This is a genomic window from Escherichia sp. MOD1-EC6300, from assembly GCF_002965045.1.
Classification (GTDB): domain Bacteria; phylum Pseudomonadota; class Gammaproteobacteria; order Enterobacterales; family Enterobacteriaceae; genus Escherichia; species Escherichia coli_F.
This window is the reverse complement of record NZ_PTRH01000007.1, coordinates 230,008-253,541: the sequence shown is the minus strand read 5'-3', so window position 1 is coordinate 253,541 and position 23,534 is coordinate 230,008. Positions and strand designations below refer to the sequence as shown.

General features: G+C 52.8%; 23 protein-coding genes and 1 pseudogene. 17 read left to right on the top strand and 7 right to left on the bottom strand.

The window, feature by feature from the left end; all coding sequences use genetic code 11:
* Positions 1–265: 265 nt before the first annotated feature.
* The gene (rsmC, locus tag BGE37_RS13495; RefSeq protein ID WP_001272320.1) at positions 266–1,297 is read right to left on the bottom strand and encodes a 16S rRNA (guanine(1207)-N(2))-methyltransferase RsmC; all 1,032 of its coding nucleotides are present in this window, start codon (positions 1,295–1,297) and stop codon (positions 266–268) included.
* Positions 1,298–1,399: 102 nt separating this feature from the next.
* Between rsmC and holD the strand changes: the two genes are divergently transcribed.
* From holD to BGE37_RS13455, 8 genes are all read left to right on the top strand, one after another.
* Positions 1,400–1,813, top strand: a complete 414-nt coding sequence (gene holD, locus BGE37_RS13490) for a DNA polymerase III subunit psi (RefSeq protein ID WP_000204018.1) — start codon at positions 1,400–1,402, stop codon at positions 1,811–1,813.
* Positions 1,782–2,228 (top strand): ribosomal protein S18-alanine N-acetyltransferase, encoded by a 447-nt coding sequence (gene rimI, locus BGE37_RS13485; RefSeq protein ID WP_001092471.1) that lies wholly within the window; start codon positions 1,782–1,784, stop codon positions 2,226–2,228. The genes holD and rimI overlap by 32 nt, the downstream gene beginning before the upstream one ends.
* Before the next feature lie 14 nt (positions 2,229–2,242).
* Positions 2,243–2,920 (top strand): pyrimidine 5'-nucleotidase, encoded by a 678-nt coding sequence (gene yjjG, locus BGE37_RS13480; RefSeq protein WP_000870712.1) that lies wholly within the window; start codon positions 2,243–2,245, stop codon positions 2,918–2,920.
* Between the two features lie 90 nt (positions 2,921–3,010).
* The gene (gene prfC, locus BGE37_RS13475; protein WP_000175940.1) at positions 3,011–4,600 is read left to right on the top strand and encodes a peptide chain release factor 3; all 1,590 of its coding nucleotides are present in this window, start codon (positions 3,011–3,013) and stop codon (positions 4,598–4,600) included.
* A gap of 392 nt (positions 4,601–4,992) precedes the next feature.
* Positions 4,993–5,598, top strand: coding sequence for a molecular chaperone OsmY (gene osmY, locus BGE37_RS13470; protein WP_105288093.1), 606 nt, complete (start codon positions 4,993–4,995; stop codon positions 5,596–5,598).
* Positions 5,599–5,726: 128 nt separating this feature from the next.
* On the top strand, positions 5,727–5,888 hold the full coding sequence (locus tag BGE37_RS13465; protein WP_000490275.1) for a DUF1328 domain-containing protein: 162 nt from the start codon (positions 5,727–5,729) through the stop codon (positions 5,886–5,888).
* A gap of 121 nt (positions 5,889–6,009) precedes the next feature.
* Positions 6,010–7,083 carry a patatin-like phospholipase family protein gene (locus BGE37_RS13460; RefSeq protein ID WP_000531528.1) on the top strand — a complete coding sequence of 358 codons (1,074 nt, stop codon included), beginning with the start codon at positions 6,010–6,012 and terminating at the stop codon, positions 7,081–7,083.
* Positions 7,080–7,862 (top strand): metal-dependent hydrolase, encoded by a 783-nt coding sequence (locus BGE37_RS13455; RefSeq protein ID WP_105288092.1) that lies wholly within the window; start codon positions 7,080–7,082, stop codon positions 7,860–7,862. Before BGE37_RS13460 ends, BGE37_RS13455 begins: the two co-directional genes overlap by 4 nt.
* A gap of 229 nt (positions 7,863–8,091) precedes the next feature.
* Here the strand turns inward: BGE37_RS13455 and BGE37_RS13450 are convergent, their stop codons facing one another.
* Both BGE37_RS13450 and BGE37_RS13445 read right to left on the bottom strand, forming a co-directional pair.
* The gene (locus tag BGE37_RS13450; protein ID WP_105288091.1) at positions 8,092–8,955 is read right to left on the bottom strand and encodes a YjjW family glycine radical enzyme activase; all 864 of its coding nucleotides are present in this window, start codon (positions 8,953–8,955) and stop codon (positions 8,092–8,094) included.
* Positions 8,927–10,477 carry a YjjI family glycine radical enzyme gene (locus tag BGE37_RS13445; protein WP_105288090.1) on the bottom strand — a complete coding sequence of 517 codons (1,551 nt, stop codon included), beginning with the start codon at positions 10,475–10,477 and terminating at the stop codon, positions 8,927–8,929. Before BGE37_RS13445 ends, BGE37_RS13450 begins: the two co-directional genes overlap by 29 nt.
* 257 nt (positions 10,478–10,734) lie before the next feature.
* Here BGE37_RS13445 and deoC point away from each other — a divergent pair, with 257 nt between their 5' ends.
* The 4 genes from deoC (at position 10,735) to deoD (ending at position 15,055) form a co-directional block, all read left to right on the top strand.
* A complete protein-coding gene (deoC, locus tag BGE37_RS13440) occupies positions 10,735–11,514 on the top strand; it encodes a deoxyribose-phosphate aldolase (RefSeq protein WP_001295412.1) in 780 nt (259 codons plus the stop codon).
* A 167-nt stretch (positions 11,515–11,681) separates the two neighbouring features.
* Complete coding sequence (gene deoA / locus BGE37_RS13435) at positions 11,682–13,004, top strand: thymidine phosphorylase (RefSeq protein WP_000477811.1); 1,323 nt, start codon at positions 11,682–11,684, stop codon at positions 13,002–13,004.
* 51 nt (positions 13,005–13,055) lie between these two features.
* On the top strand, positions 13,056–14,279 hold the full coding sequence (deoB, locus tag BGE37_RS13430) for a phosphopentomutase (protein WP_000816471.1): 1,224 nt from the start codon (positions 13,056–13,058) through the stop codon (positions 14,277–14,279).
* 56 nt (positions 14,280–14,335) lie between these two features.
* Positions 14,336–15,055, top strand: coding sequence for a purine-nucleoside phosphorylase (gene deoD / locus BGE37_RS13425; protein ID WP_000224877.1), 720 nt, complete (start codon positions 14,336–14,338; stop codon positions 15,053–15,055).
* A gap of 160 nt (positions 15,056–15,215) precedes the next feature.
* On the opposite strand, the pseudogene BGE37_RS13420 reads toward deoD, so the two are convergent.
* From BGE37_RS13420 to BGE37_RS13410, 3 genes and pseudogenes are all read right to left on the bottom strand, one after another.
* Positions 15,216–15,479, bottom strand: a pseudogene (locus BGE37_RS13420) (helix-turn-helix domain-containing protein).
* 31 nt (positions 15,480–15,510) lie between these two features.
* Positions 15,511–16,527: a lipoate--protein ligase LplA gene (gene lplA / locus BGE37_RS13415; protein ID WP_000105851.1), complete on the bottom strand. Its 1,017-nt coding sequence runs from the start codon at positions 16,525–16,527 to the stop codon at positions 15,511–15,513.
* A gap of 27 nt (positions 16,528–16,554) precedes the next feature.
* Positions 16,555–17,199 carry a YtjB family periplasmic protein gene (locus tag BGE37_RS13410; RefSeq protein ID WP_000124615.1) on the bottom strand — a complete coding sequence of 215 codons (645 nt, stop codon included), beginning with the start codon at positions 17,197–17,199 and terminating at the stop codon, positions 16,555–16,557.
* Positions 17,200–17,304: 105 nt separating this feature from the next.
* Between BGE37_RS13410 and serB the strand changes: the two genes are divergently transcribed.
* The 5 genes from serB (at position 17,305) to nadS (ending at position 21,667) form a co-directional block, all read left to right on the top strand.
* Entirely contained in the window at positions 17,305–18,273 is a 969-nt protein-coding gene (serB, locus tag BGE37_RS13405; RefSeq protein ID WP_001132956.1) for a phosphoserine phosphatase, read from the top strand.
* 48 nt (positions 18,274–18,321) lie between these two features.
* On the top strand, positions 18,322–19,704 hold the full coding sequence (gene radA / locus BGE37_RS13400) for a DNA repair protein RadA (protein WP_001029698.1): 1,383 nt from the start codon (positions 18,322–18,324) through the stop codon (positions 19,702–19,704).
* Positions 19,705–19,724: 20 nt separating this feature from the next.
* Positions 19,725–20,957 (top strand): multifunctional transcriptional regulator/nicotinamide-nucleotide adenylyltransferase/ribosylnicotinamide kinase NadR, encoded by a 1,233-nt coding sequence (gene nadR, locus BGE37_RS13395; protein ID WP_000093833.1) that lies wholly within the window; start codon positions 19,725–19,727, stop codon positions 20,955–20,957.
* Positions 20,958–21,048: 91 nt separating this feature from the next.
* Complete coding sequence (locus BGE37_RS13390; protein ID WP_000513551.1) at positions 21,049–21,381, top strand: type II toxin-antitoxin system RelE/ParE family toxin; 333 nt, start codon at positions 21,049–21,051, stop codon at positions 21,379–21,381.
* A gap of 1 nt (position 21,382) precedes the next feature.
* On the top strand, positions 21,383–21,667 hold the full coding sequence (gene nadS, locus BGE37_RS13385; RefSeq protein WP_000007436.1) for a NadS family protein: 285 nt from the start codon (positions 21,383–21,385) through the stop codon (positions 21,665–21,667).
* A gap of 55 nt (positions 21,668–21,722) precedes the next feature.
* On the opposite strand, the gene ettA is transcribed toward nadS, so the two are convergent.
* On the bottom strand, positions 21,723–23,390 hold the full coding sequence (ettA, locus tag BGE37_RS13380; RefSeq protein WP_000046749.1) for an energy-dependent translational throttle protein EttA: 1,668 nt from the start codon (positions 23,388–23,390) through the stop codon (positions 21,723–21,725).
* Positions 23,391–23,534 lie beyond the last annotated feature (144 nt).

Below are 23,534 nucleotides of genomic sequence, written 5' to 3'. Positions count from 1 at the left end.
GGGGGACTTGAACCCCCACGTCCGTAAGGACACTAACACCTGAAGCTAGCGCGTCTACCAATTCCGCCACCTTCGCATACCATCAATTCTTAAAAAGAATTGCTACCACGGAGGCGCATTCTAGTGGTTTTCAGCTTTTCGTCAATAGTTAATTATCGACGGAGGTGTAATTGCTGGAAAAATGTCCATCAGGAAACTAACGTGCAGGTTTTGTAGGTCGGATAAGGCGTTCACGCCGCATCCGACACGGTATTTGGCGGGATACTTAACCTTTCTTCGCCTGGCGGGTCATAATGGCGCGATACACCTTGAATCGCCCGGTTTGCGCGATCACTTCGTGGAAGCCAAATGTCTCATCCAGCACGTCCGGGTAAGGCAGGAAGGCATTCGCCACAATTCTCAGCTCGCCGCCGCTGTTAAGATGACGCACCGCGCCGCGAATCAGCGTTTGTGCTGCATCCAGACTGGTTTGCATCCCATCGTGGAACGGCGGATTGGAGATGATCATATCAAAACGACCTTTCACCTCAGAAAAGACGTTGCTGGCAAAGACTTCACCTTCAATACCGTTGGCCGCAAGTGTTGCACGGCTGGCTTCAACTGCTGGCGCAGAAACATCGCACAACGTGAGACGAATCTTCGGTGAGTGGCGTGCAAAGGCAACTGAAAGAACGCCTGCACCGCAGCCGACATCCAGCACTTTACCTTTCGTGTGCGGAGTTAACGTCGAGAGCAGCAACTGGCTACCGACATCCAGACCGTCGCGGCTAAACACGCCAGGCAGCGTTTTCACCGTCAGGCCATCGACGCTGTATTCGCCCCAGAATTTATCGGCATCAAATACCGGCTGTTTTTCCAGACGACCAAAATAGAGGCCACAGCGACGGGCGCTGTCGACTTTATTCAACGGCGCATAATCTGCCAGCATCTGCTCGGCGCTGCGCACGCCGCTGCGGTTCTCGCCAACAACAAAAATATCCGTCCCCACCGGCAGCAGAGAAAGTAAATTCATCAACTGAAACTGGGCTTCCGGTTTGTTCTTCGGCCAGTAGTAAATCAGCGTATCGCAATCTGCGACGTCATCCGCCGTGGCGACCAGACTAAAACGGGCGTTATCCCCCATCTGGCGGCTTAACACCTGCCAGTGGTGGAATTGCTGGGTATGAGCACGGCTGGCCGCGGTATCTAAACGCGCGGGCAGGTCATCCTGTAAGTCTCCGGCAAAAAGAATACGGCTTTGTTCGAAATCATCACTGTGACGCAGCAAGACTTCACTTGCCGGGGTAAATGCAGACATGGAATGCTCCTCAATTGATACTGGCGGCGATTATAGCCATATGTTGGCGCGGTATCGACGAATTTGCTATATTTGCGCCCCTGACAACAGGAGCGATTCGCTATGACATCCCGACGAGACTGGCAGTTACAGCAACTGGGCATTACCCAGTGGTCGCTGCGTCGCCCTGGCGCGTTGCAGGGGGAGATTGCCATTGCGATCCCGGCACACGTCCGTCTGGTGATGGTGGCAAACGATCTTCCCGCCCTGACCGATCCTCTGGTGAGCGATGTTCTGCGTGCATTAACCGTCAGCCCCGACCAGGTGCTGCAACTGACGCCAGAAAAGATCGCGATGCTGCCGCAAGGCAGTCGCTGCAACAGCTGGCGGTTGGGTACTGATGAACCGCTATCACTGGAAGGCGCTCAGGTGGCATCACCGGCGCTCACCGAATTACGGGCAAACCCAACGGCACGCGCCGCGTTATGGCAACAAATTTGCACATATGAACACGATTTCTTCCCTCGAAACGACTGATTTACCAACGGCTTTCCACATTGAACAACGCGCCCACGCCTTTCCGTGGAGTGAAAAAACCTTTGCCAGTAATCAGGGCGAGCGTTATCTCAACTTTCAGTTAACGCAAAACGGCAAAATGGCGGCGTTTGCGATTACGCAAGTGGTGCTGGATGAAGCTACATTGTTCAATATTGCGGTCGATCCTGACTATCAGCGTCAGGGACTGGGAAGGGCGCTGCTGGAACATCTGATCGACGAACTGGAAAAACGCGGCGTGGCGACGCTATGGCTGGAAGTCCGTGCCTCAAACGCTGCCGCCATTGCCCTGTACGAAAGTTTAGGCTTTAACGAGGCGACGATTCGCCGCAATTACTACCCCACCAAGGACGGTCGCGAAGACGCCATCATCATGGCGTTGCCAATCAGTATGTAAGACAAGGTGGAATAATGAAGTGGGACTGGATTTTCTTTGATGCCGATGAAACGCTGTTTACCTTTGACTCATTCACCGGCCTGCAGCGGATGTTTCTTGATTACAGCGTCACCTTTACCGCTGAAGATTTTCAGGACTATCAGGCCGTTAACAAGCCACTGTGGGTGGATTATCAAAACGGCGCGATCACTTCATTACAGCTTCAGCACGGGCGTTTTGAGAGCTGGGCCGAACGGCTGAACGTCGAGCCAGGTAAACTCAACGAGGCCTTCATTAATGCGATGGCGGAAATTTGCACGCCGCTGCCGGGCGCGGTTTCCCTGCTTAATGCCATTCGCGGCAACGCCAAAATCGGCATCATCACCAACGGCTTTAGCGCCTTGCAGCAAGTGCGTCTGGAACGCACGGGCCTGCGTGATTATTTCGATTTGTTGGTGATTTCCGAAGAAGTTGGCGTAGCCAAACCGAATAAGAAAATTTTCGATTATGCGCTGGAACAGGCGGGCAATCCTGACCGTTCACGCGTGCTGATGGTTGGCGACACTGCCGAGTCCGATATTCTCGGTGGCATCAACGCCGGGCTTGCGACCTGCTGGCTGAATGCGCACAATCGCGAGCAACCAGAAGGCATCGCGCCTACCTGGACCGTTTCTTCGTTGCACGAACTGGAGCAGCTCCTGTGTAAACACTGATTGCCTCCCCCCCGTTGATGGGTAAAATAGCCGCAATTTTTCGTTTTCAACAAGCGCGGCGCGATGCCGCTTACTCAAGAAGAAAGAATTATGACGTTGTCTCCTTATTTGCAAGAGGTGGCGAAGCGCCGCACTTTTGCCATTATTTCTCACCCGGACGCCGGTAAAACGACCATCACCGAGAAGGTGCTGCTGTTCGGACAGGCCATTCAGACTGCCGGTACAGTAAAAGGCCGTGGTTCCAACCAGCACGCTAAGTCGGACTGGATGGAGATGGAAAAGCAGCGTGGGATCTCCATTACCACCTCTGTGATGCAGTTTCCGTATCACGACTGCCTGGTTAACCTGCTCGACACCCCCGGGCACGAAGACTTCTCGGAAGATACCTATCGTACCCTGACGGCGGTGGACTGCTGCCTGATGGTTATCGACGCCGCAAAAGGTGTTGAAGATCGTACCCGTAAGCTGATGGAAGTTACCCGTCTGCGCGATACGCCGATCCTCACCTTTATGAACAAACTTGACCGTGATATCCGCGATCCGATGGAGCTGCTCGATGAAGTTGAGAACGAGCTGAAAATCGGCTGTGCGCCGATCACCTGGCCGATTGGCTGCGGCAAGCTGTTTAAAGGCGTTTACCACCTTTATAAAGACGAAACCTATCTCTATCAGAGTGGTAAAGGTCACACCATTCAGGAAGTCCGTATTGTTAAAGGGCTGAATAACCCGGATCTCGATGCTGCGGTTGGTGAAGATCTGGCACAGCAGCTGCGTGACGAACTGGAACTGGTGAAAGGCGCGTCTAACGAGTTCGACAAAGAATTGTTCCTTGCGGGCGAAATCACTCCAGTGTTCTTTGGTACTGCGCTGGGTAACTTCGGCGTCGATCATATGCTGGATGGCCTGGTAGAGTGGGCACCTGCGCCGATGCCGCGTCAGACTGATACCCGTACCGTAGAGGCGAGCGAAGATAAATTTACCGGCTTCGTATTTAAAATTCAGGCCAACATGGACCCGAAACACCGCGACCGCGTGGCGTTTATGCGCGTGGTATCCGGTAAATATGAAAAAGGCATGAAGCTGCGTCAGGTGCGCACCGCGAAAGATGTGGTGATCTCCGACGCGCTGACCTTTATGGCGGGCGACCGTTCGCATGTTGAAGAAGCGTATCCGGGCGACATCCTTGGTCTGCACAACCACGGCACTATTCAGATCGGCGACACCTTTACCCAGGGTGAGATGATGAAGTTCACCGGTATCCCGAACTTTGCGCCGGAACTGTTCCGTCGTATCCGCCTGAAAGATCCGCTGAAGCAAAAACAGCTGCTCAAAGGGCTGGTACAGCTTTCCGAAGAGGGCGCGGTGCAGGTGTTCCGTCCGATTTCCAACAACGACCTGATCGTTGGTGCGGTTGGTGTGCTGCAGTTTGATGTGGTGGTAGCGCGCCTGAAGAGCGAATACAACGTTGAAGCAGTGTATGAGTCAGTCAACGTTGCCACTGCACGCTGGGTAGAATGTGCGGACGCGAAGAAATTCGAAGAGTTCAAGCGTAAGAACGAAAGCCAACTGGCGCTTGATGGCGGCGATAACCTCGCTTACATCGCTACCAGCATGGTCAACCTGCGCCTGGCGCAGGAACGTTATCCGGACGTTCAGTTCCACCAGACTCGCGAGCATTAATTCTTGCCTCCAGGGCGCGGTAGCCGCTGCGCCCTGTCAATTTCCCTTCCTTATTAGCCGCTTACGGAATGTTCTTAAAACATTCACTTTTGCTTATGTTTTAGGGGATATCCCGAGCGGTTTCAAAATTGTGATCTATATTTAACAAAGTAATGACATTTCTGACGGCGTTAAATACCGTTCAATGCGTAGATATCAGTATCTAAAGCCGTCGATTGTCATTCTACCGATATTAATAACTGATTCAGAGGCTGTAATGGTCGTTATTCATCAGCCATCGCTTTTGTGATAACGACCATTGACTTCTGTAGAGGGTGAAGTCTCTCCCTATTCAGCAATGCAACCTCGTGTTGCCAGGCTCAAATTACGAGCAAACATACAGGAATAAATCGATGACTATGACAAGACTGAAGATTTCGAAAACTCTGCTGGCTGTAATGTTGACCTCTGCCGTCGCGACCGGCTCTGCCTACGCAGAAAACAACGCGCACACAACCAATGAAAGCGCAGGGCAAAAAGTCGATAGCTCTATGAATAAAGTCGGTAATTTCATGGATGACAGCGCTATCACCGCGAAAGTGAAGGCGGCCCTGGTGGATCATGACAACATCAAGAGCACCGATATCTCTGTCAAAACCGATCAAAAAGTCGTGACCCTGAGCGGTTTCGTTGAAAGCCAGGCCCAGGCCGAAGAGGCAGTGAAAGTGGCGAAAGGCGTTGAAGGCGTGACCTCTGTCAGCGACAAACTGCACGTTCGCGACGCTAAAGAAGGTTCTGTGAAGGGCTACGCGGGTGACACCGCCACCACCAGTGAAATCAAAGCCAAGCTGCTGGCGGACGATATCGTCCCTTCACGTAAAGTGAAAGTTGAAACCACCGATGGCGTGGTTCAGCTCTCCGGTACCGTAGATTCTCAGGCACAAAGTGACCGTGCTGAAAGTATCGCCAAAGCGGTAGATGGTGTGAAAAGCGTTAAAAATGATCTGAAAACTAAGTAATTCGTCGTAATTCGACCTCCCGAACTTTGTCGGGAGGCGCGATGTGCACCACACTAAAAATATCGCATTGAGTGATTTTCACGCTCATATCAAGCGGTGACATTAACTATGGTAAAGGAGACGCTTATATGTTTCGTTGGGGCATCATATTTCTGGTTATCGCGTTAATCGCCGCCGCACTTGGGTTTGGTGGTCTGGCCGGTACCGCTGCGGGCGCAGCTAAAATTGTCTTTGTCGTCGGGATTATTCTGTTCCTGGTGAGTTTGTTCATGGGCCGAAAACGACCCTAGATTTCAGACCATTAAGAAAATTTTATCCAAAGCCAGTCCAGCGGACTGGCTTTTGCGGTTTTAGCGAATAATAAATTGCGTTACTTTGTCATTCTTTCACAACAAAAACAGGAAGGCAGAGGTGGGGCAGCGAATACCTGTAACGCTTGGTAATATTGCGCCGTTGTCGCTAAGGCCGTTCCAGCCTGGACGAATAGCTCTGGTGTGCGAAGGCGGCGGGCAGCGTGGAATTTTCACAGCTGGCGTGCTGGATGAGTTTATGCGCGCGCAGTTTAATCCTTTCGATCTTTATCTCGGCACATCTGCCGGGGCGCAGAACCTCTCGGCGTATATCTGCAATCAGCCCGGTTACGCGCGCAAAGTCATCATGCGCTATACCACAAAACGCGAATTTTTCGATCCATTGCGCTTTGTCCGTGGAGGAAATCTTATCGATCTCGACTGGCTGGTGGAGGCCACCGCAAGCCAGATGCCGTTGCAAATGGACACCGCAGCGCGGCTATTTGACAGCGGCAAATCGTTTTATATGTGCGCTTGTCGTCAGGATGACTATGCGCCGAATTACTTTTTGCCAACCAAACAGAACTGGCTGGATGTGATTCGCGCCTCCAGTGCAATACCTGGCTTTTATCGTAGCGGAGTGTCGCTGGAAGGCATTAATTACCTGGATGGCGGGATCAGTGATGCGATCCCGGTTAAAGAGGCGGCAAGGCAGGGCGCAAAAACGTTGGTCGTCATCCGCACTGTGCCGTCACAAATGTACTATACGCCGCAGTGGTTCAAACGCATGGAACGCTGGTTGGGTGACAGTAGCCTGCAGCCGCTGGTCAATCTGGTGCAGCATCATGAAACCAGCTATCGTGAGATTCAGCAATTTATTGAGAAACCACCGGGCCAGTTGAGGATATTCGAAATTTATCCGCCGAAGCCATTACATAGTATCGCGCTCGGCAGTCGGATTCCGGCGCTGCGTGAAGACTATAAACTTGGGCGTTTATGCGGGCGTTATTTTCTGGCAACGGTCGGTAAGTTATTGACTGAAAAAGCGCCGCTGAGCCGCCATCTGGTGCCGGTGGTGACGCCGGAGTCGATCGTTATTCCGCCTGCACCCGTCGCCAACGATACGCTGGTTACCGAGGTGATAGACGCTCCACAGGCGAACGACCCGACATTTAACAATGAGGATTTGGCTTGATTTGCCGTTTTATCGACACCCACTGCCATTTTGATTTCCCGCCGTTTAGTGGCGATGAAGAGGCCAGCCTGCAACGCGCGGCACAAGCGGGCGTAGGCAAGATCATTGTTCCGGCCACCGAGGCGGCAAATTTTGCCCGTGTGCAGGCGTTAGCGGAAAATTATCAACCACTGTATGCCGCTTTAGGGTTGCATCCGGGGATGTTGGAAAAACATAACGATGCATCGCTGGATCAATTACAGCAGGCGTTGGAAAGACGTCCGACGAAGGTGGTGGCGGTGGGGGAGATCGGCCTGGATCTCTTTGGTGACGATCCGCAATTTGAGAGGCAGCAGAGGTTGCTTGATGAACAACTGAAACTGGCGAAACGCTACGATCTGCCGGTGATCCTTCATTCACGGCGCACGCACGACAAACTGGCGATGCATCTTAAACGCCAAAATTTGCCACGCACTGGTGTGGTTCATGGTTTTTCTGGCAGCCAGCAACAGGCCGAACGGTTTGTGCAGCTGGGCTACAAAATTGGCGTAGGCGGTACTATCACCTATCCACGCGCCAGTAAAACCCGCGATGTCATCGCAAAATTACCGTTGGCATCGTTGTTGTTGGAAACCGACGCACCGGATATGCCGCTCAATGGTTTTCAGGGGCAGCCTAATCGCCCTGAACAGGCCGCCCGTGTGTTTGCCGTGCTGTGCGAGTTACGCCCGGAACCCGCGGATGAGATTGCCGAAGTGTTGCTTAATAACACGTATGCGGTGTTTAACGTTCGTGGGTAGTCTGCCCTTCGTAAGCCGGATAAGGCGTTCACACCGCATCCGGCAGTCGGCGCACAATGCCTGATGCGACGCTGACGCGTCTTATCATGCCTACAAGTCTGTGCCGAACCGTAGGCCGGATAAGGCGTTCACGCCGCATCCGGCAGTTGGCGCACAATGCCTGATGCGACGCTGACGCGTCTTATCATGCCTACAGGTCTGTGCCGAACCGTAGGCTGCATCCGCCATGTCACAAATACAGCGCCGGAAATATTAATCGGCTCACCCCGTGCTCCCGTAACGCATCAGCCAATTGCTTAACGTCTTCCGGCGTGGCGCTCGCCCAGCTTTGCGCCTCGCCATACACGCCGTGAGCATGAAACGCGTTCAGGCGTACCGGAACATCGCCAAGTCCCTTGATAAACGCCGCCAGCTCATCGATATGCTGCAAATAATCCACATGGCCTGGGATTACCAGCAAACGCAGTTCTGCCAGTTTGCCGCGCTCGGCAAGCAGACTAATGCTGCGCTTGATCTGCTGATTATCGCGTCCGGTTAGCTGCTGATGACATTCGCTTCCCCACGCTTTGAGATCGAGCATCGCGCCGTCGCACACCGGGAGCAATTTTTCCCAGCCGGTTTCTCTCAACATGCCGTTACTGTCCACCAGACAGGTGAGATGGCACAGTTGCGGATCGTTTTTGATGGCAGTAAAAAGCGCCACCACAAACGGCAGCTGGGTCGTGGCTTCGCCGCCGCTTACCGTTATCCCTTCGATAAACAGCACCGCTTTGCGGATATGTCTAAGCACCTCATCCACGCTCATGGATTGCGCCATCGGCGTGGCATGTTGCGGACACATCTTCAGACAGGTATCACACTGCTCGCAGACGGCTGCGTTCCACACTACTTTGCTGTTAATAATCTGCAACGCCTGATGCGGACACTGTGGCACGCACTTACCGCAATCATTACAGCGCCCCATCGTCCACGGATTGTGACAGTTTTTGCAGCGCAGATTGCAGCCCTGTAAAAACAGAGCCAGACGACTGCCTGGCCCGTCAACGCAGGAGAAGGGGATAATCTTACTGACTAAAGCGCATCTGCTGTTCATGGCTTATCACGCGCGGCTGGCGTTCCAGAATACGAGTGTTGCGTGCGGCTTCTTCTCCCAGCCAGGTGGTATTGGTACGTGAACCTTCGGCACGATATTTTTCTAAATCCGACAAACGCACCATATAACCGGTAACGCGAACCAGATCGTTACCGCTGACATTGGCGGTAAATTCACGCATTCCGGCTTTAAAGGCACCGAGGCAAAGCTGTACCAGCGCCTGCGGATTACGTTTGATGGTTTCGTCGAGCGTCAAAATGTCGCTGATGCCGGAATAATAATAAGCATGATGCGGGGCGACAGTTTGCAGATGGGTGATCGGATCTGGCTCATCGCCATACGGCAAACGCGCGCCCGGCGTGGTGCCGATATCGGAACTTATCCCCGACTGTGCGTGTAGCATGGCGCGATTTTGCCAGCCATATTTCACGGGGGTATTGGCGACAAACTCCGCCAGTTGCGCGCTAATGCGATAACCCACTTCATTCGCAGCGGCTTCTTTACCGTAACGTGCGGCAATTCCTTCTTTCTCACACAACAAGTTAACCGCTTCTGCCAGTCCGTACATGCCAAACATTGGCACAAAACGTTCAGGGTTAATCAGCCCTTCTTTCACCAGGAAGCTATTCTCAAAGAAGTGTGATTGTTGATAGAGGAATTCACACCGCGCATCGATGATGGCGATCTGCTGTTGGCAGTAGTGCGGTAGAGTGCGCGTAAAGAAGTCATCCAGCGATTCGCTGCGCTCGGCAATGGCTTTCAGGTTGAGGCGTACCAGCGTACTGCCACCACCCGCCAGCGGCAGTGAGTTGTAACAGCTCACAATCCCGTAGCTCCCTTTTGTGAAAATTTTATCATGCACGGGACCGTTGGCGATGTGCGGTTTGCTACATTCACAGATGTTTTTCGCCACTTCCAGCAGCAGGTCATCAGGGGTGATTTCAGGATCGTAGATAAAAGTCAGGTTCGGTGAAACCTGCTTCAGCTCTGCGTCTGCGCGTAAAATCGCACGGGTAATGGGTGAATCAGACGGGCCAATATTGGCGTGCATAAAGGCGTCTGGCAGGGTTCTGTCGAGGTAACGCCAGAAACGTTTTATTCGAATATCGATCTCGTTTTGTGTTAGAATTCTAACATACGGTTGCAACAACGCATCCAGTTGCCCCAGGTAGACCGGCATCGATGTGACCGAAGGAACGTGGTGGTAAAGAATGGTCAGCAGAGAGAGTGCGTCATCAAGATCTTTTGCGCCTTCCAGCTCCAGCCATTCGGAACCGTTGGCCAAAAAACGGGCGTAATCGGGTAAGACATAGCGCGGTTTATACGGCGCATGACCTTCAAACATATCGCAGATTACACCTTCATCCAGCGCGCGGCGGGCTTCGGCAGGCAACGCCGGGTAAGGCAGATTGTTTTCTGCTTCCAGCGCCAGAAAATGGCGTTTCTGCTCCGGGCTAAGTACCGGGCTGGTGACAATTTGCTGGCAACGTTGTTGCAGTGCATTTTCATGAGAAGTGGGCATCTTCTGTTCCTTTTATGCCGAAGGTGATGCGCCATTGTAAGAAGTTTCGTGATGTTCACTTTGATCCTGATGCGTTTGCCACCACTGACGCATTCATTTGAAAGTGAATTATTTGAACCAGATCGCATTACAGTAATGCAATTTTGTAAGTAGATTTCCTTAATTGTGATGTATATCGAAGTGTGTTGCGGAGTCGATGTTAGAATACTAACAAACTCGCAAGGTGAATTTTATTGGCGACAAGCCAGGAGAATGAAATGACTGATCTGAAAGCAAGCAGCCTGCGTGCACTGAAATTGATGGACCTGACCACCCTGAATGACGACGATACCGACGAGAAAGTGATCGCCCTGTGTCATCAGGCCAAAACTCCGGTCGGCAATACCGCCGCTATCTGTATCTACCCTCGCTTTATCCCGATTGCTCGCAAAACGCTGAAAGAGCAGGGCACCCCGGAAATCCGTATCGCTACGGTAACTAACTTCCCACACGGTAACGACGACATCGAAATCGCGCTGGCAGAAACCCGTGCGGCAATCGCCTACGGTGCCGATGAAGTTGACGTAGTGTTCCCGTACCGTGCACTGATGGCGGGTAACGAGCAGGTTGGTTTTGATCTGGTGAAAGCCTGTAAAGAGGCTTGCGCAGCAGCGAACGTACTGCTGAAAGTGATTATTGAAACCGGCGAACTGAAAGACGAAGCGCTGATCCGTAAAGCGTCTGAAATCTCCATTAAAGCGGGTGCTGATTTCATCAAAACCTCTACCGGTAAAGTAGCAGTGAACGCGACGCCGGAAAGCGCGCGCATCATGATGGAAGTGATCCGTGATATGGGCGTAGAGAAAACCGTTGGTTTCAAACCTGCGGGCGGCGTGCGTACTGCGGAAGATGCGCAGAAATATCTCGCGATTGCAGATGAACTTTTCGGTGCTGACTGGGCAGATGCGCGTCACTACCGCTTTGGTGCTTCCAGCCTGCTGGCAAGCTTGCTGAAAGCGCTGGGCCACGGCGACGGTAAGAGCGCCAGCAGCTACTAAGCTGCCTTTTGCCAGAGGGTGGATGCCGGATGCGGCGCGAACGCCTTATCCGGCCTACGGGTCGAGTGCCGTGTAGGCCTTGTAAGATGCGTCAGCATCGCATCAGGCAATAACAACATCCGCCATCTGGCAACAACGCCTTCAAACTTATTCCACGGGAGGTTACCTTGTTTCTCGCACAAGAAATTATTCGTAAAAAACGTGATGGTCATGCGCTGAGCGATGAAGAAATTCGCTTCTTTATCAACGGCATTCGCGACAACACTATCTCCGAAGGGCAGATTGCCGCTCTCGCGATGACCATTTTCTTCCACGATATGACAATGCCGGAGCGTGTCTCGCTGACGATGGCGATGCGAGATTCAGGAACCGTTCTCGACTGGAAAAGCCTGCATCTGAATGGCCCGATTGTTGATAAACACTCGACCGGCGGCGTCGGCGATGTGACTTCGCTGATGTTGGGGCCAATGGTCGCTGCCTGCGGTGGCTATATTCCGATGATCTCCGGTCGCGGCCTCGGCCATACTGGCGGTACGCTCGACAAACTGGAATCCATCCCTGGCTTCGACATCTTCCCAGATGACAACCGTTTCCGCGAAATTATTAAAGATGTTGGCGTGGCGATTATTGGCCAGACCAGTTCACTGGCTCCGGCGGATAAACGTTTCTATGCGACCCGCGATATTACCGCAACCGTGGATTCCATCCCGCTGATCACTGCCTCGATCCTGGCGAAGAAACTGGCGGAAGGTCTGGATGCACTGGTGATGGACGTGAAAGTGGGTAGCGGTGCATTTATGCCGACCTACGAACTCTCTGAAGCCCTTGCCGAAGCGATTGTTGGCGTGGCTAACGGCGCTGGCGTGCGCACCACCGCGCTACTCACCGACATGAATCAGGTGCTGGCCTCCAGTGCCGGTAACGCGGTTGAAGTACGTGAAGCGGTGCAGTTCCTGACAGGTGAGTACCGTAACCCGCGTCTGTTTGATGTCACGATGGCACTGTGCGTGGAGATGTTGATCTCCGGCAAACTGGCGAAAGATGACGCCGAAGCGCGCGCGAAATTGCAGGCGGTGCTGGACAACGGTAAAGCGGCAGAAGTCTTTGGTCGTATGGTGGCAGCACAAAAAGGCCCGACCGACTTCGTTGAGAACTACGCGAAGTATCTGCCGACAGCGATGCTGACGAAAGCAGTCTATGCTGATACCGAAGGTTTTGTCAGTGAAATGGATACCCGCGCGCTGGGAATGGCAGTGGTTGCAATGGGCGGCGGTCGCCGTCAGGCATCTGACACCATCGATTACAGCGTCGGCTTTACTGATATGGCGCGTCTGGGCGACCAGGTCGACGGCCAGCGTCCGCTGGCGGTTATCCACGCGAAAGACGAAAACAGCTGGCAGGAAGCGGCGAAAGCGGTGAAAGCGGCAATTAAACTTGCCGATAAAGCACCGGAAAGCACACCAACTGTCTATCGCCGTATCAGCGAATAACGGTATACTGATCTGATCATTTAAATTTGAAGCACTGAGTACGGAGAACATATGAAACGTGCATTTATTATGGTGCTGGACTCATTCGGCATCGGCGCTACAGAAGATGCAGAACGCTTTGGTGACGTCGGGGCTGACACCCTGGGTCATATCGCAGAAGCTTGTGCCAAAGGCGAAGCTGATAATGGTCGTAAAGGCCCGCTCAATCTGCCAAATCTGACCCGTCTGGGGTTGGCGAAAGCACACGAAGGTTCTACCGGTTTCATTCCGGCGGGAATGGACGGCAACGCTGAAGTTATCGGCGCGTATGCATGGGCGCACGAAATGTCATCCGGTAAAGATACCCCGTCTGGTCACTGGGAAATCGCCGGTGTCCCGGTTCTGTTTGAATGGGGATACTTCTCCGATCACGAAAATAGCTTCCCGCAAGAGCTGCTGGATAAACTGGTCGAGCGCGCTAATCTGCCGGGTTACCTCGGTAACTGCCACTCTTCCGGTACGGTCATTCTGGATCAGCTGGGCGAAGAGCACATGAAAACCGGCAAGCCGATTTTCTATACCTCCGCTGACTCCGTGTTCCAGATTGCCTGCCATGAAGAAACTTTCGGTCTGGATAAACTCTACGAACTGTGCGAAATCGCCCGTGAAGAGCTGACCAACGGCGGCTACAATATCGGTCGTGTTATCGCTCGTCCGTTTATCGGCGACAAAGCCGGTAACTTCCAGCGTACCGGTAACCGTCATGACCTGGCTGTTGAACCGCCAGCACCGACCGTGCTGCAGAAACTGGTTGATGAAAAACACGGCCAGGTGGTTTCTGTCGGTAAAATTGCAGACATCTACGCTAACTGCGGCATCACCAAAAAAGTGAAAGCGACCGGCCTGGACGCGCTGTTTGACGCCACCATTAAAGAGATGAAAGAAGCGGGTGATAACACCATCGTCTTCACCAACTTTGTTGACTTCGACTCTTCCTGGGGGCACCGTCGCGACGTCGCAGGTTATGCGGCGGGTCTGGAACTGTTCGACCGCCGTCTGCCAGAGCTGATGTCTTTGCTGCGCGATGACGACATCCTGATCCTCACCGCTGACCACGGTTGTGATCCGACCTGGACCGGTACTGACCATACCCGTGAACACATTCCGGTACTGGTTTACGGCCCGAAAGTAAAACCGGGTTCGCTGGGGCACCGTGAAACTTTCGCGGATATCGGCCAGACTCTGGCAAAATATTTTGGTACTTCTGATATGGAATATGGCAAAGCCATGTTCTGATGGATTTGGGCGGAGCAGTGACTCCGCCTTTAATATGTCACAAAAAGGATAAAATGATGGCTACTCCACACATTAATGCAGAAATGGGCGATTTCGCTGACGTAGTTTTGATGCCAGGCGACCCGCTGCGTGCGAAGTATATTGCTGAAACTTTCCTTGAAGATGCTCGTGAAGTGAACAACGTTCGCGGTATGCTGGGCTTCACCGGTACTTACAAAGGCCGCAAAATTTCTGTAATGGGCCACGGTATGGGTATCCCGTCCTGCTCCATCTACACTAAAGAACTGATCACCGATTTCGGCGTGAAGAAAATCATTCGCGTTGGTTCCTGTGGCGCAGTTCTGCCGCACGTAAAACTGCGTGACGTAGTGATTGGTATGGGTGCCTGCACCGATTCCAAAGTTAACCGCATCCGTTTTAAAGACCATGACTTTGCAGCTATCGCTGACTTCGACATGGTGCGTAACGCGGTAGATGCAGCTAAAGCACTGGGCATTGATGCTCGCGTTGGTAACCTGTTCTCCGCTGACCTGTTCTACTCTCCGGACGGCGAAATGTTCGACGTGATGGAAAAATACGGCATCCTCGGCGTGGAAATGGAAGCGGCTGGTATCTACGGCGTGGCTGCAGAGTTTGGCGCGAAAGCCCTGACCATCTGCACCGTGTCTGACCACATCCGCACTCACGAGCAAACCACTGCCGCTGAGCGTCAGACCACCTTCAACGACATGATCAAAATCGCACTGGAATCCGTTCTGCTGGGCGATAAAGAGTAATTGTGTTTCGCTGAAAGGCGATTGTCGTGTGAAGCCGGAGCGGGAGACCGCTCCGGCTTTTTAGTATCTATTCATCAATAGCGACTGATTTATAGATTTACTATTATTTTTCATATAGATAGAAAATTAAATCCATTCGAGTATCTATTCACGAATCTATTCATTTATGTTCAGCCGTCATCCAGTAAGGGCATATCAGCAACTCTGGCGGACAACCATAAATTCCTGCCATTTTGTTTTTGATGTTTGAACTAAGCCGTTCCGTCTTTTCGATTTGTTTTAGAGAATTAATCGAGATACCCAACATTTTACTAACTTCAGCAAGTGATAGTTTATGCCTGATACGCACGGCGGTTAGTCAGGATATACCCTGGCTGAACATTAAATTGATAATCTCCCGTTCCTGGTTCTTCAAATCGATCATATTTCCTTCCCTGGATATTTTAATCAGCGAGTTACCGTACCGCTCCCGCTATCCACGTCGACAACTCCCGTAGCTCTTTTTCCTGTTCAGGGAAGTCAACCAACAGCGCTTCACACTCTTGTTGCAGCATGTCAGCGCGGTACAGGCAGCCTTGCAGTCGTCCGGCGAGAGCTTCCAGAGGTGCGGGGTTGAGGCTATCGGTAAACACCTGGGCGCGGGTGATATGGCCTTTTTCGACGTCGAAATGCAGTTCTACGCCGCCCCAGGTAAAGCGTTCATCCAGCAGATGCGAGAACGCTGGAGCCTGTCCGAAATTCCATTCCCAGCTACTCTGGCGGGCAAAGGTTTCGGCGAAGTTCGGCAAGTCCGGCGTTTTGTCCGGGGAGATAATTTCCGCTTCTACACGCTCGCCATAATGGGCGAAAAAGGCCTCGGTTATGGCTTCGCAAACCTGCTCATGGGTAATTCCCGGCAGCAATTCGGTCAGATTGGTCACGCGGGAACGTACCGACGTAATGCCTTTCGCCGCCAGTTTCTTTTTATCCGGGTTGAGATAGTTTGCCAGGCGGCTAAGGTCGGCATTGAGTAGCAAGGTGCCGTGATGGAAGCCACGATCTTTGGTTTCGCGATAGGCCGAGCCTGAGACTTTACGGTCGCCTTCGGCGGTTTTCACCACCAAATCGTTACGTCCGGACGCTTCGGCGCTGACACCGAGCGCGTTCAGTGCATTGAGCACAATCGAGGTGGAGATCGTTTTATCGTATTCCGGCTTGCCAGCCATGAAGGTAAAACAGGTATTGCCGAGATCGTGGAACACCGCGCCGCCACCGCTACTGCGCCGCGCCAGGCGAACGTTATCTTCTTCCATCCGCCGGGTATTACACTCTTTCCACGGGTTCTGCGCGCGACCAATCACCACGGTGTCAGCATTGCGCCAGAGAAACAGAACGCGCTGCGTGGCGGGCATCTGGCGAAAAATACACTCTTCCACCGCAAGGTTAAACCACGGATCGTAAGAGTCAGAGATGAGCAGGCGTAATGTGGACATAACGATTTCCTTTCTTGTAGTAATGGGTCACTCTTTTTTCTCGCTTTCTTCCTCTTCCGGCACCGGTTTGCTGGCGGTTAACAGGAAGGGGGATTGCTGCCAGCGGGTGCGTTTACCCTGTAGCAGCGTGCGGGTCAGCACCACGCCGATTGCCAGCGAGAGCAACAACATCAGGCGTAAAATGTTAGTGGTGTTATCCACCTGTTGAGCTTCGGTGGCGAGCGTATGGGTGTCGAGCGTCAGGCGCAGATAGCCAAGCGGACCATTTTTCCCTGCAATGGGTTCGACAATCTGCTGGTTAAAATAGCCGCCCGCTTTTTTACCGTCGAGCGCCAGCCGGTCACGCACTTCGACGCTTTCGCCAGAACGGGCGATAAGATCGCCTTGTTCGTCATACACGCCCGCGTCGAGGATGCGGCTTTCATCCGTTAACTGATCGAGGATCGCCTGAATACGTTTTTCATCCGGCGAGTCGGTGCGCATCAGCGGCGCAACGTTCAGCGTTACCTGCCGCGCCAGGGTGCGGGCCAGTTCTTCCAGCTGTGGATTACGCTGTCGCTGGTGGTTTTGACTAAACCATGATGCCCCCTGCATCAGCGCCACTAACAAGGCAAGACAGAACAGGACAATCACTGCCCGATGCAGCCGGAATTTCAGTTTTGTGCGAGCCATCTTCCACCCTTTGAAAATTTGAGACTTAATGTTGCCAGAAGCAATGGATACAAGGTAGCCTCATGCGTTATTTTCCCTGCTTCGAACGATTTTACAGGAGCCTTAATGCCTAACATTACCTGGTGCGACCTGCCTGAAGATGTCTCTTTATGGCCTGGTCTGCCTCTTTCATTAAGTGGTGATGAAGTGATGCCACTGGATTACCACGCAGGTCGTAGCGGCTGGCTGCTGTATGGTCGTGGGCTGGATAAACAACGTCTGACCCAGTACCAAAGCAAACTGGGCGCGGCGATGGTGATTGTTGCCGCCTGGTGCGTGGAAGATTATCAGGTGATTCGTCTGGCAGGTTCGCTTACCGCCCGGGCTACGCGCCTGGCCCATGAAGCACAACTGGATGTCGCGCCGCTGGGGAAAATTCCGCATCTGCGCACGCCAGGTCTGCTGGTGATGGACATGGATTCCACCGCCATTCAGATTGAATGTATTGACGAAATTGCCAAACTGGCCGGAACCGGCGAGATGGTGGCGGAAGTAACCGAGCGGGCGATGCGCGGCGAACTCGATTTTACCGCCAGCCTGCGCAGCCGCGTGGCGACGCTGAAAGGCGCTGACGCGAACATTCTGCAACAGGTGCGGGAAAATCTGCCGCTGATGCCAGGCTTAACGCAGCTGGTACTCAAACTGGAAACGCTGGGCTGGAAAGTGGCGATTGCCTCCGGCGGTTTTACCTTCTTTGCCGAATACCTGCGCGATAAGCTGCGCCTGACCGCCGTAGTAGCCAATGAACTGGAGATCATGGACGGTAAATTTACCGGTAATGTGATTGGCGACATTGTAGACGCTCAGTATAAAGCGAAAACCCTTACCCGCCTGGCGCAGGAGTATGAAATCCCGCTGGCGCAAACCGTGGCGATTGGCGATGGTGCCAACGACCTGCCGATGATCAAAGCGGCAGGTCTGGGGATTGCCTACCATGCCAAGCCAAAAGTGAATGAAAAGACGGAAGTCACCATCCGTCACGCTGACCTGATGGGGGTATTCTGCATCCTCTCTGGCAGCCTGAATCAGAAGTAATTGTCCGCCCGTCATCCTGCGGGCGGCACAGTATTAACGAGGTACACCGTGGCAAAAGCTCCAAAACGCGCCTTTGTTTGTAATGAATGCGGGGCCGATTATCCGCGCTGGCAGGGGCAGTGCAGCGCCTGCCATGCCTGGAACACCATCACCGAGGTGCGTCTTGCTGCGTCGCCAACGGTGGCGCGTAACGAGCGTCTCAGTGGCTATGCCGGTAGCGCCGGGGTGGCAAAAGTCCAGAAACTCTCCGATATCAGCCTTGAGGAGTTGCCGCGTTTTTCCACCGGATTTAAAGAGTTCGACCGCGTATTAGGCGGTGGCGTAGTGCCAGGAAGCGCTATTCTGATTGGCGGTAACCCAGGAGCCGGGAAATCCACGCTGCTACTGCAAACGCTGTGCAAACTGGCGCAGCAGATGAAAACGCTATATGTCACTGGCGAAGAGTCGCTGCAACAGGTGGCAATGCGCGCTCATCGCCTCGGCCTGCCGACTGACAATCTCAATATGTTGTCGGAAACCAGCATCGAACAGATCTGCCTGATTGCCGAAGAAGAGCAACCGAAGCTGATGGTCATTGACTCCATCCAGGTGATGCATATGGCGGATGTACAATCATCGCCTGGCAGCGTGGCACAGGTGCGTGAAACGGCGGCTTATCTGACGCGCTTCGCCAAAACGCGCGGTGTGGCGATTGTCATGGTGGGGCACGTAACCAAAGATGGTTCGCTGGCAGGCCCTAAAGTGCTGGAACACTGTATCGACTGCTCGGTGCTTCTGGACGGCGATGCCGACTCCCGTTTCCGCACCCTGCGCAGCCATAAAAACCGCTTCGGCGCGGTAAATGAACTGGGCGTATTTGCGATGACCGAGCAGGGGCTGCGTGAAGTCAGTAACCCTTCGGCAATTTTCTTAAGTCGCGGCGATGAAGTGACCTCCGGCAGCTCAGTGATGGTGGTGTGGGAAGGAACTCGTCCGCTGCTGGTGGAGATCCAGGCGCTGGTCGATCACTCGATGATGGCGAATCCGCGCCGCGTGGCAGTGGGGCTGGAGCAAAACCGTTTGGCGATCCTGCTGGCGGTGTTGCACCGTCACGGTGGTCTGCAAATGGCCGATCAGGATGTATTTGTGAACGTGGTCGGCGGCGTGAAGGTGACGGAAACCAGTGCCGATTTAGCGTTACTACTGGCGATGGTTTCCAGCCTGCGCGACAGACCGCTACCGCAGGATCTGGTGGTGTTTGGTGAAGTCGGGCTGGCAGGGGAGATCCGCCCGGTGCCCAGCGGCCAGGAGCGGATTTCTGAAGCGGCGAAACATGGTTTTCGGCGGGCGATTGTTCCGGCAGCCAACGTGCCGAAAAAAGCGCCGGAAGGGATGCAGATTTTTGGCGTTAAAAAACTCTCCGACGCGCTTAGCGTGTTCGACGACTTATAATGAGAGATACGGAGGGAGATATGTCGTCATTTGATTATCTGAAAACTGCCATCAAGCAACAGGGCTGTACGCTACAGCAGGTGGCTGATGCCAGCGGTATGACCAAAGGGTATTTAAGCCAGTTACTGAATGCCAAAATTAAAAGCCCCAGCGCGCAAAAGCTGGAGGCGTTGCACCGTTATTTGGGACTTGAATTTCCCCGGCAGAAGAAAACTATTGGTGTTGTATTCGGTAAGTTTTACCCGCTGCATACCGGACATATCTACCTTATCCAGCGTGCCTGTAGTCAGGTTGACGAGCTGCATATCATTATGGGCTTTGACGATACCCGCGACCGCGCGTTGTTCGAAGACAGCGCCATGTCGCAGCAGCCCACGGTGCCGGATCGTCTGCGCTGGTTATTGCAAACTTTTAAATATCAGAAAAATATTCGCATTCATGCCTTCAACGAAGAGGGCATGGAGCCGTATCCGCATGGCTGGGATGTGTGGAGCAACGGCATCAAAAAGTTTATGGCTGAAAAAGGGATCCAGCCGGATCTGATCTACACCTCGGAAGAAGCCGACGCGCCGCAGTATATGGAGCATCTGGGGATCGAAACGGTGTTGGTCGATCCGAAACGTACTTTTATGAGTATCAGTGGTGCGCAGATCCGCGAAAATCCGTTCCGCTACTGGGAATATATTCCTACCGAAGTGAAGCCGTTCTTTGTGCGCACCGTGGCGATCCTCGGCGGCGAGTCGAGCGGTAAATCCACCCTGGTAAACAAACTTGCCAATATCTTCAACACTACCAGTGCATGGGAATATGGTCGCGATTATGTCTTTTCGCATCTTGGCGGCGATGAGATTGCATTGCAGTATTCCGACTACGATAAAATCGCACTTGGACACGCTCAATATATTGATTTTGCAGTAAAATATGCCAATAAAGTGGCGTTTATCGACACCGATTTTGTGACAACTCAGGCGTTCTGCAAAAAGTACGAAGGGCGCGAGCATCCGTTCGTACAGGCGCTGATCGATGAATACCGTTTTGATCTGGTGATTCTGCTGGAGAACAACACGCCGTGGGTGGCGGATGGTTTACGCAGTCTCGGCAGTTCGGTGGATCGCAAAGAGTTCCAGAACTTGCTGGTGGAGATGCTGGAAGAGAACAATATCGAATTTGTGCGGGTTGAAGAGGACGATTACGACAGCCGTTTCCTGCGCTGCGTGGAGTTGGTGCGGGAGATGATGGGGGAGCAGGGATAATCATCTTTATAAGATGTTGAGTGATATTACTGATTCAAAAGTGTACTTAGTACTCCATTTTGGTGTACAATGTACCTGCCAGGGAGGGGTAATGGGCAAGGCGATAATATTTATAGAGACGCCAATGTTTACGCGTCAGATCAAGCAGATTGCAACCGATGATGAATTAAAGGAATTGCAAAAAGAACTCATCGGAACTCCCGATAAAGGTGATCTCATTCAGCAGACTGGTGGATTGCGTAAAGTCCGAATGGCTGCGGGTTCACAGGGAAAAAGTGGTAGTGTCAGAATAATTTACTTTCTGGCGACGGAAGAGATTATTTATTTGATTATGGCCTATCCGAAGAATGCCAAAGACAGTCTGACAGATACGGAAAAAGCTCAACTAAAGAAGTTGACGAAACTGCTCAAAGGTGAGGTATAAAATGAGTTTTTTTGATGAGTTGAAAACCTCTCTGGAAGAGGCTGTCGAGATTAAACAAGGTTTAAAAGAACCTGCACGGGTGACCCGCTACGAAATTGCGGATGTTAAAGCTATTCGTGAGCAACTCAACGTTTCGCAAAGTGAGATGGCAAAAGCTCTGGGAACCAGTGTGGATACCATTAAAAGCTGGGAATCGAAGCGAAGAAATCCTACGGGATTGGCTGCAAAAGTACTTGCCACAATTAAAGAAAATCCTGCCTTTTTCCGGGAACTTGCCTCCCATTAATCATTTAACTATTACCGGATGCGATGCTGGCGCGCCGCATCCGGCATTTTATGCATTACTTCGCAATACGCTTGTACTTGATACGCTTCGGCTCCAGCGCGTCTGCGCCCAGCGTGCGTTTCTTGTACTCTTCGTACTCGGTAAAGTTACCTTCAAAGAACTCAACTTTACCTTCATCCTGGTAATCCAGAATGTGTGTGGCGATACGGTCGAGGAACCAACGGTCGTGCGAGATAACCATCGCGCAGCCCGGGAACTCCAGCAGGGCGTTTTCCAGCGCACGCAGGGTTTCGATATCCAGGTCGTTGGTCGGTTCGTCGAGCAGCAGCATGTTGCCGCCAACCTGCAGCAGCTTCGCCAGATGCAGACGACCACGCTCACCACCGGAGAGTTCGCCAACGCGTTTACCCTGATCAACCCCTTTAAAGTTAAAGCGGCCAACGTAGGCGCGGCTTGGCATCTCGGTGTTACCGATCTTCATGATATCCAGCCCGCCGGAAACTTCTTCCCAAACGGTTTTGCTGTTATCCATTGAGTCACGGAACTGATCGACAGATGCCAGTTTCACCGTTTCACCTAAAGTGATGGTGCCGCTGTCTGGCTGTTCCTGACCAGAGATCATACGGAACAGGGTTGATTTACCCGCGCCGTTCGGACCGATGATCCCGACGATCGCCCCTTTCGGGATCGAGAAGCTCAGATCATCAATCAGCAGACGATCGCCGTAAGATTTACGCAGGTTGCTGACTTCCAGCACTTTATCGCCCAGACGCGGTCCAGGTGGAATAAACAGTTCGTTGGTTTCGTTACGTTTCTGATATTCGGTGCTGTTCAGCTCTTCAAAGCGCGCCAGACGTGCTTTACCTTTCGACTGACGGCCTTTAGTTCCCTGACGTACCCACTCCAGCTCTTTCTCGATCGACTTACGACGCGCTGCTTCTTGTGAAGCTTCCTGCGCCAGACGCTGATCTTTCTGCTCCAGCCAGGAGGAGTAGTTACCTTCCCACGGAATACCTTCACCGCGGTCAAGTTCGAGGATCCAGCCTGCAACGTTATCGAGGAAGTAACGGTCGTGGGTAATCGCAACCACGGTGCCCTCGAAGTCGTGCAGGAAGCGTTCCAGCCACGCTACGGATTCGGCATCCAGGTGGTTGGTCGGTTCGTCGAGCAGCAGCATGTCTGGTTTTTCCAACAGCAGGCGGCACAACGCCACGCGACGACGCTCACCACCGGAAAGGTTAGCGATTTTCGCGTCCCAGTCCGGCAGACGCAGCGCATCCGCCGCACGCTCCAGCTGAACGTTCAGGTTATGACCGTCATGAGCCTGAATGATCTCTTCCAGACGGCCTTGTTCAGCGGCCAGCTTGTCAAAATCGGCATCCGGATCGGCGTACAGCGCATACACTTCATCCAGACGTTTCAGAGCGTTAACCACTTCAGAAACCGCTTCTTCAATGGACTCACGCACGGTGTGTTCCGGGTTCAGCTGAGGTTCCTGCGGCAGGTAACCAATCTTGATATCCGGTTGCGGACGCGCTTCACCTTCGATGTCTTTATCAATGCCCGCCATAATGCGCAGCAGGGTAGACTTACCCGCGCCGTTCAGACCCAGGACACCAATTTTTGCCCCAGGGAAGAAACTCAGAGAGATGTTTTTCAAAATATGACGTTTCGGCGGAACAACTTTGCCGACACGATGCATGGTATAAACGAATTGAGCCACGTTGGACTTCGCCTCTATGTTTATCGTGATGATGATTTTTCAAAGGCGAAGTGTAGCCTGTTTCCTTATCTAATCCCAGCCGGTCGATCACCCTCGCAGTAAAAGTAAAAAAGTGTCCGTAACGTGGCGTAAACGGCAATGACT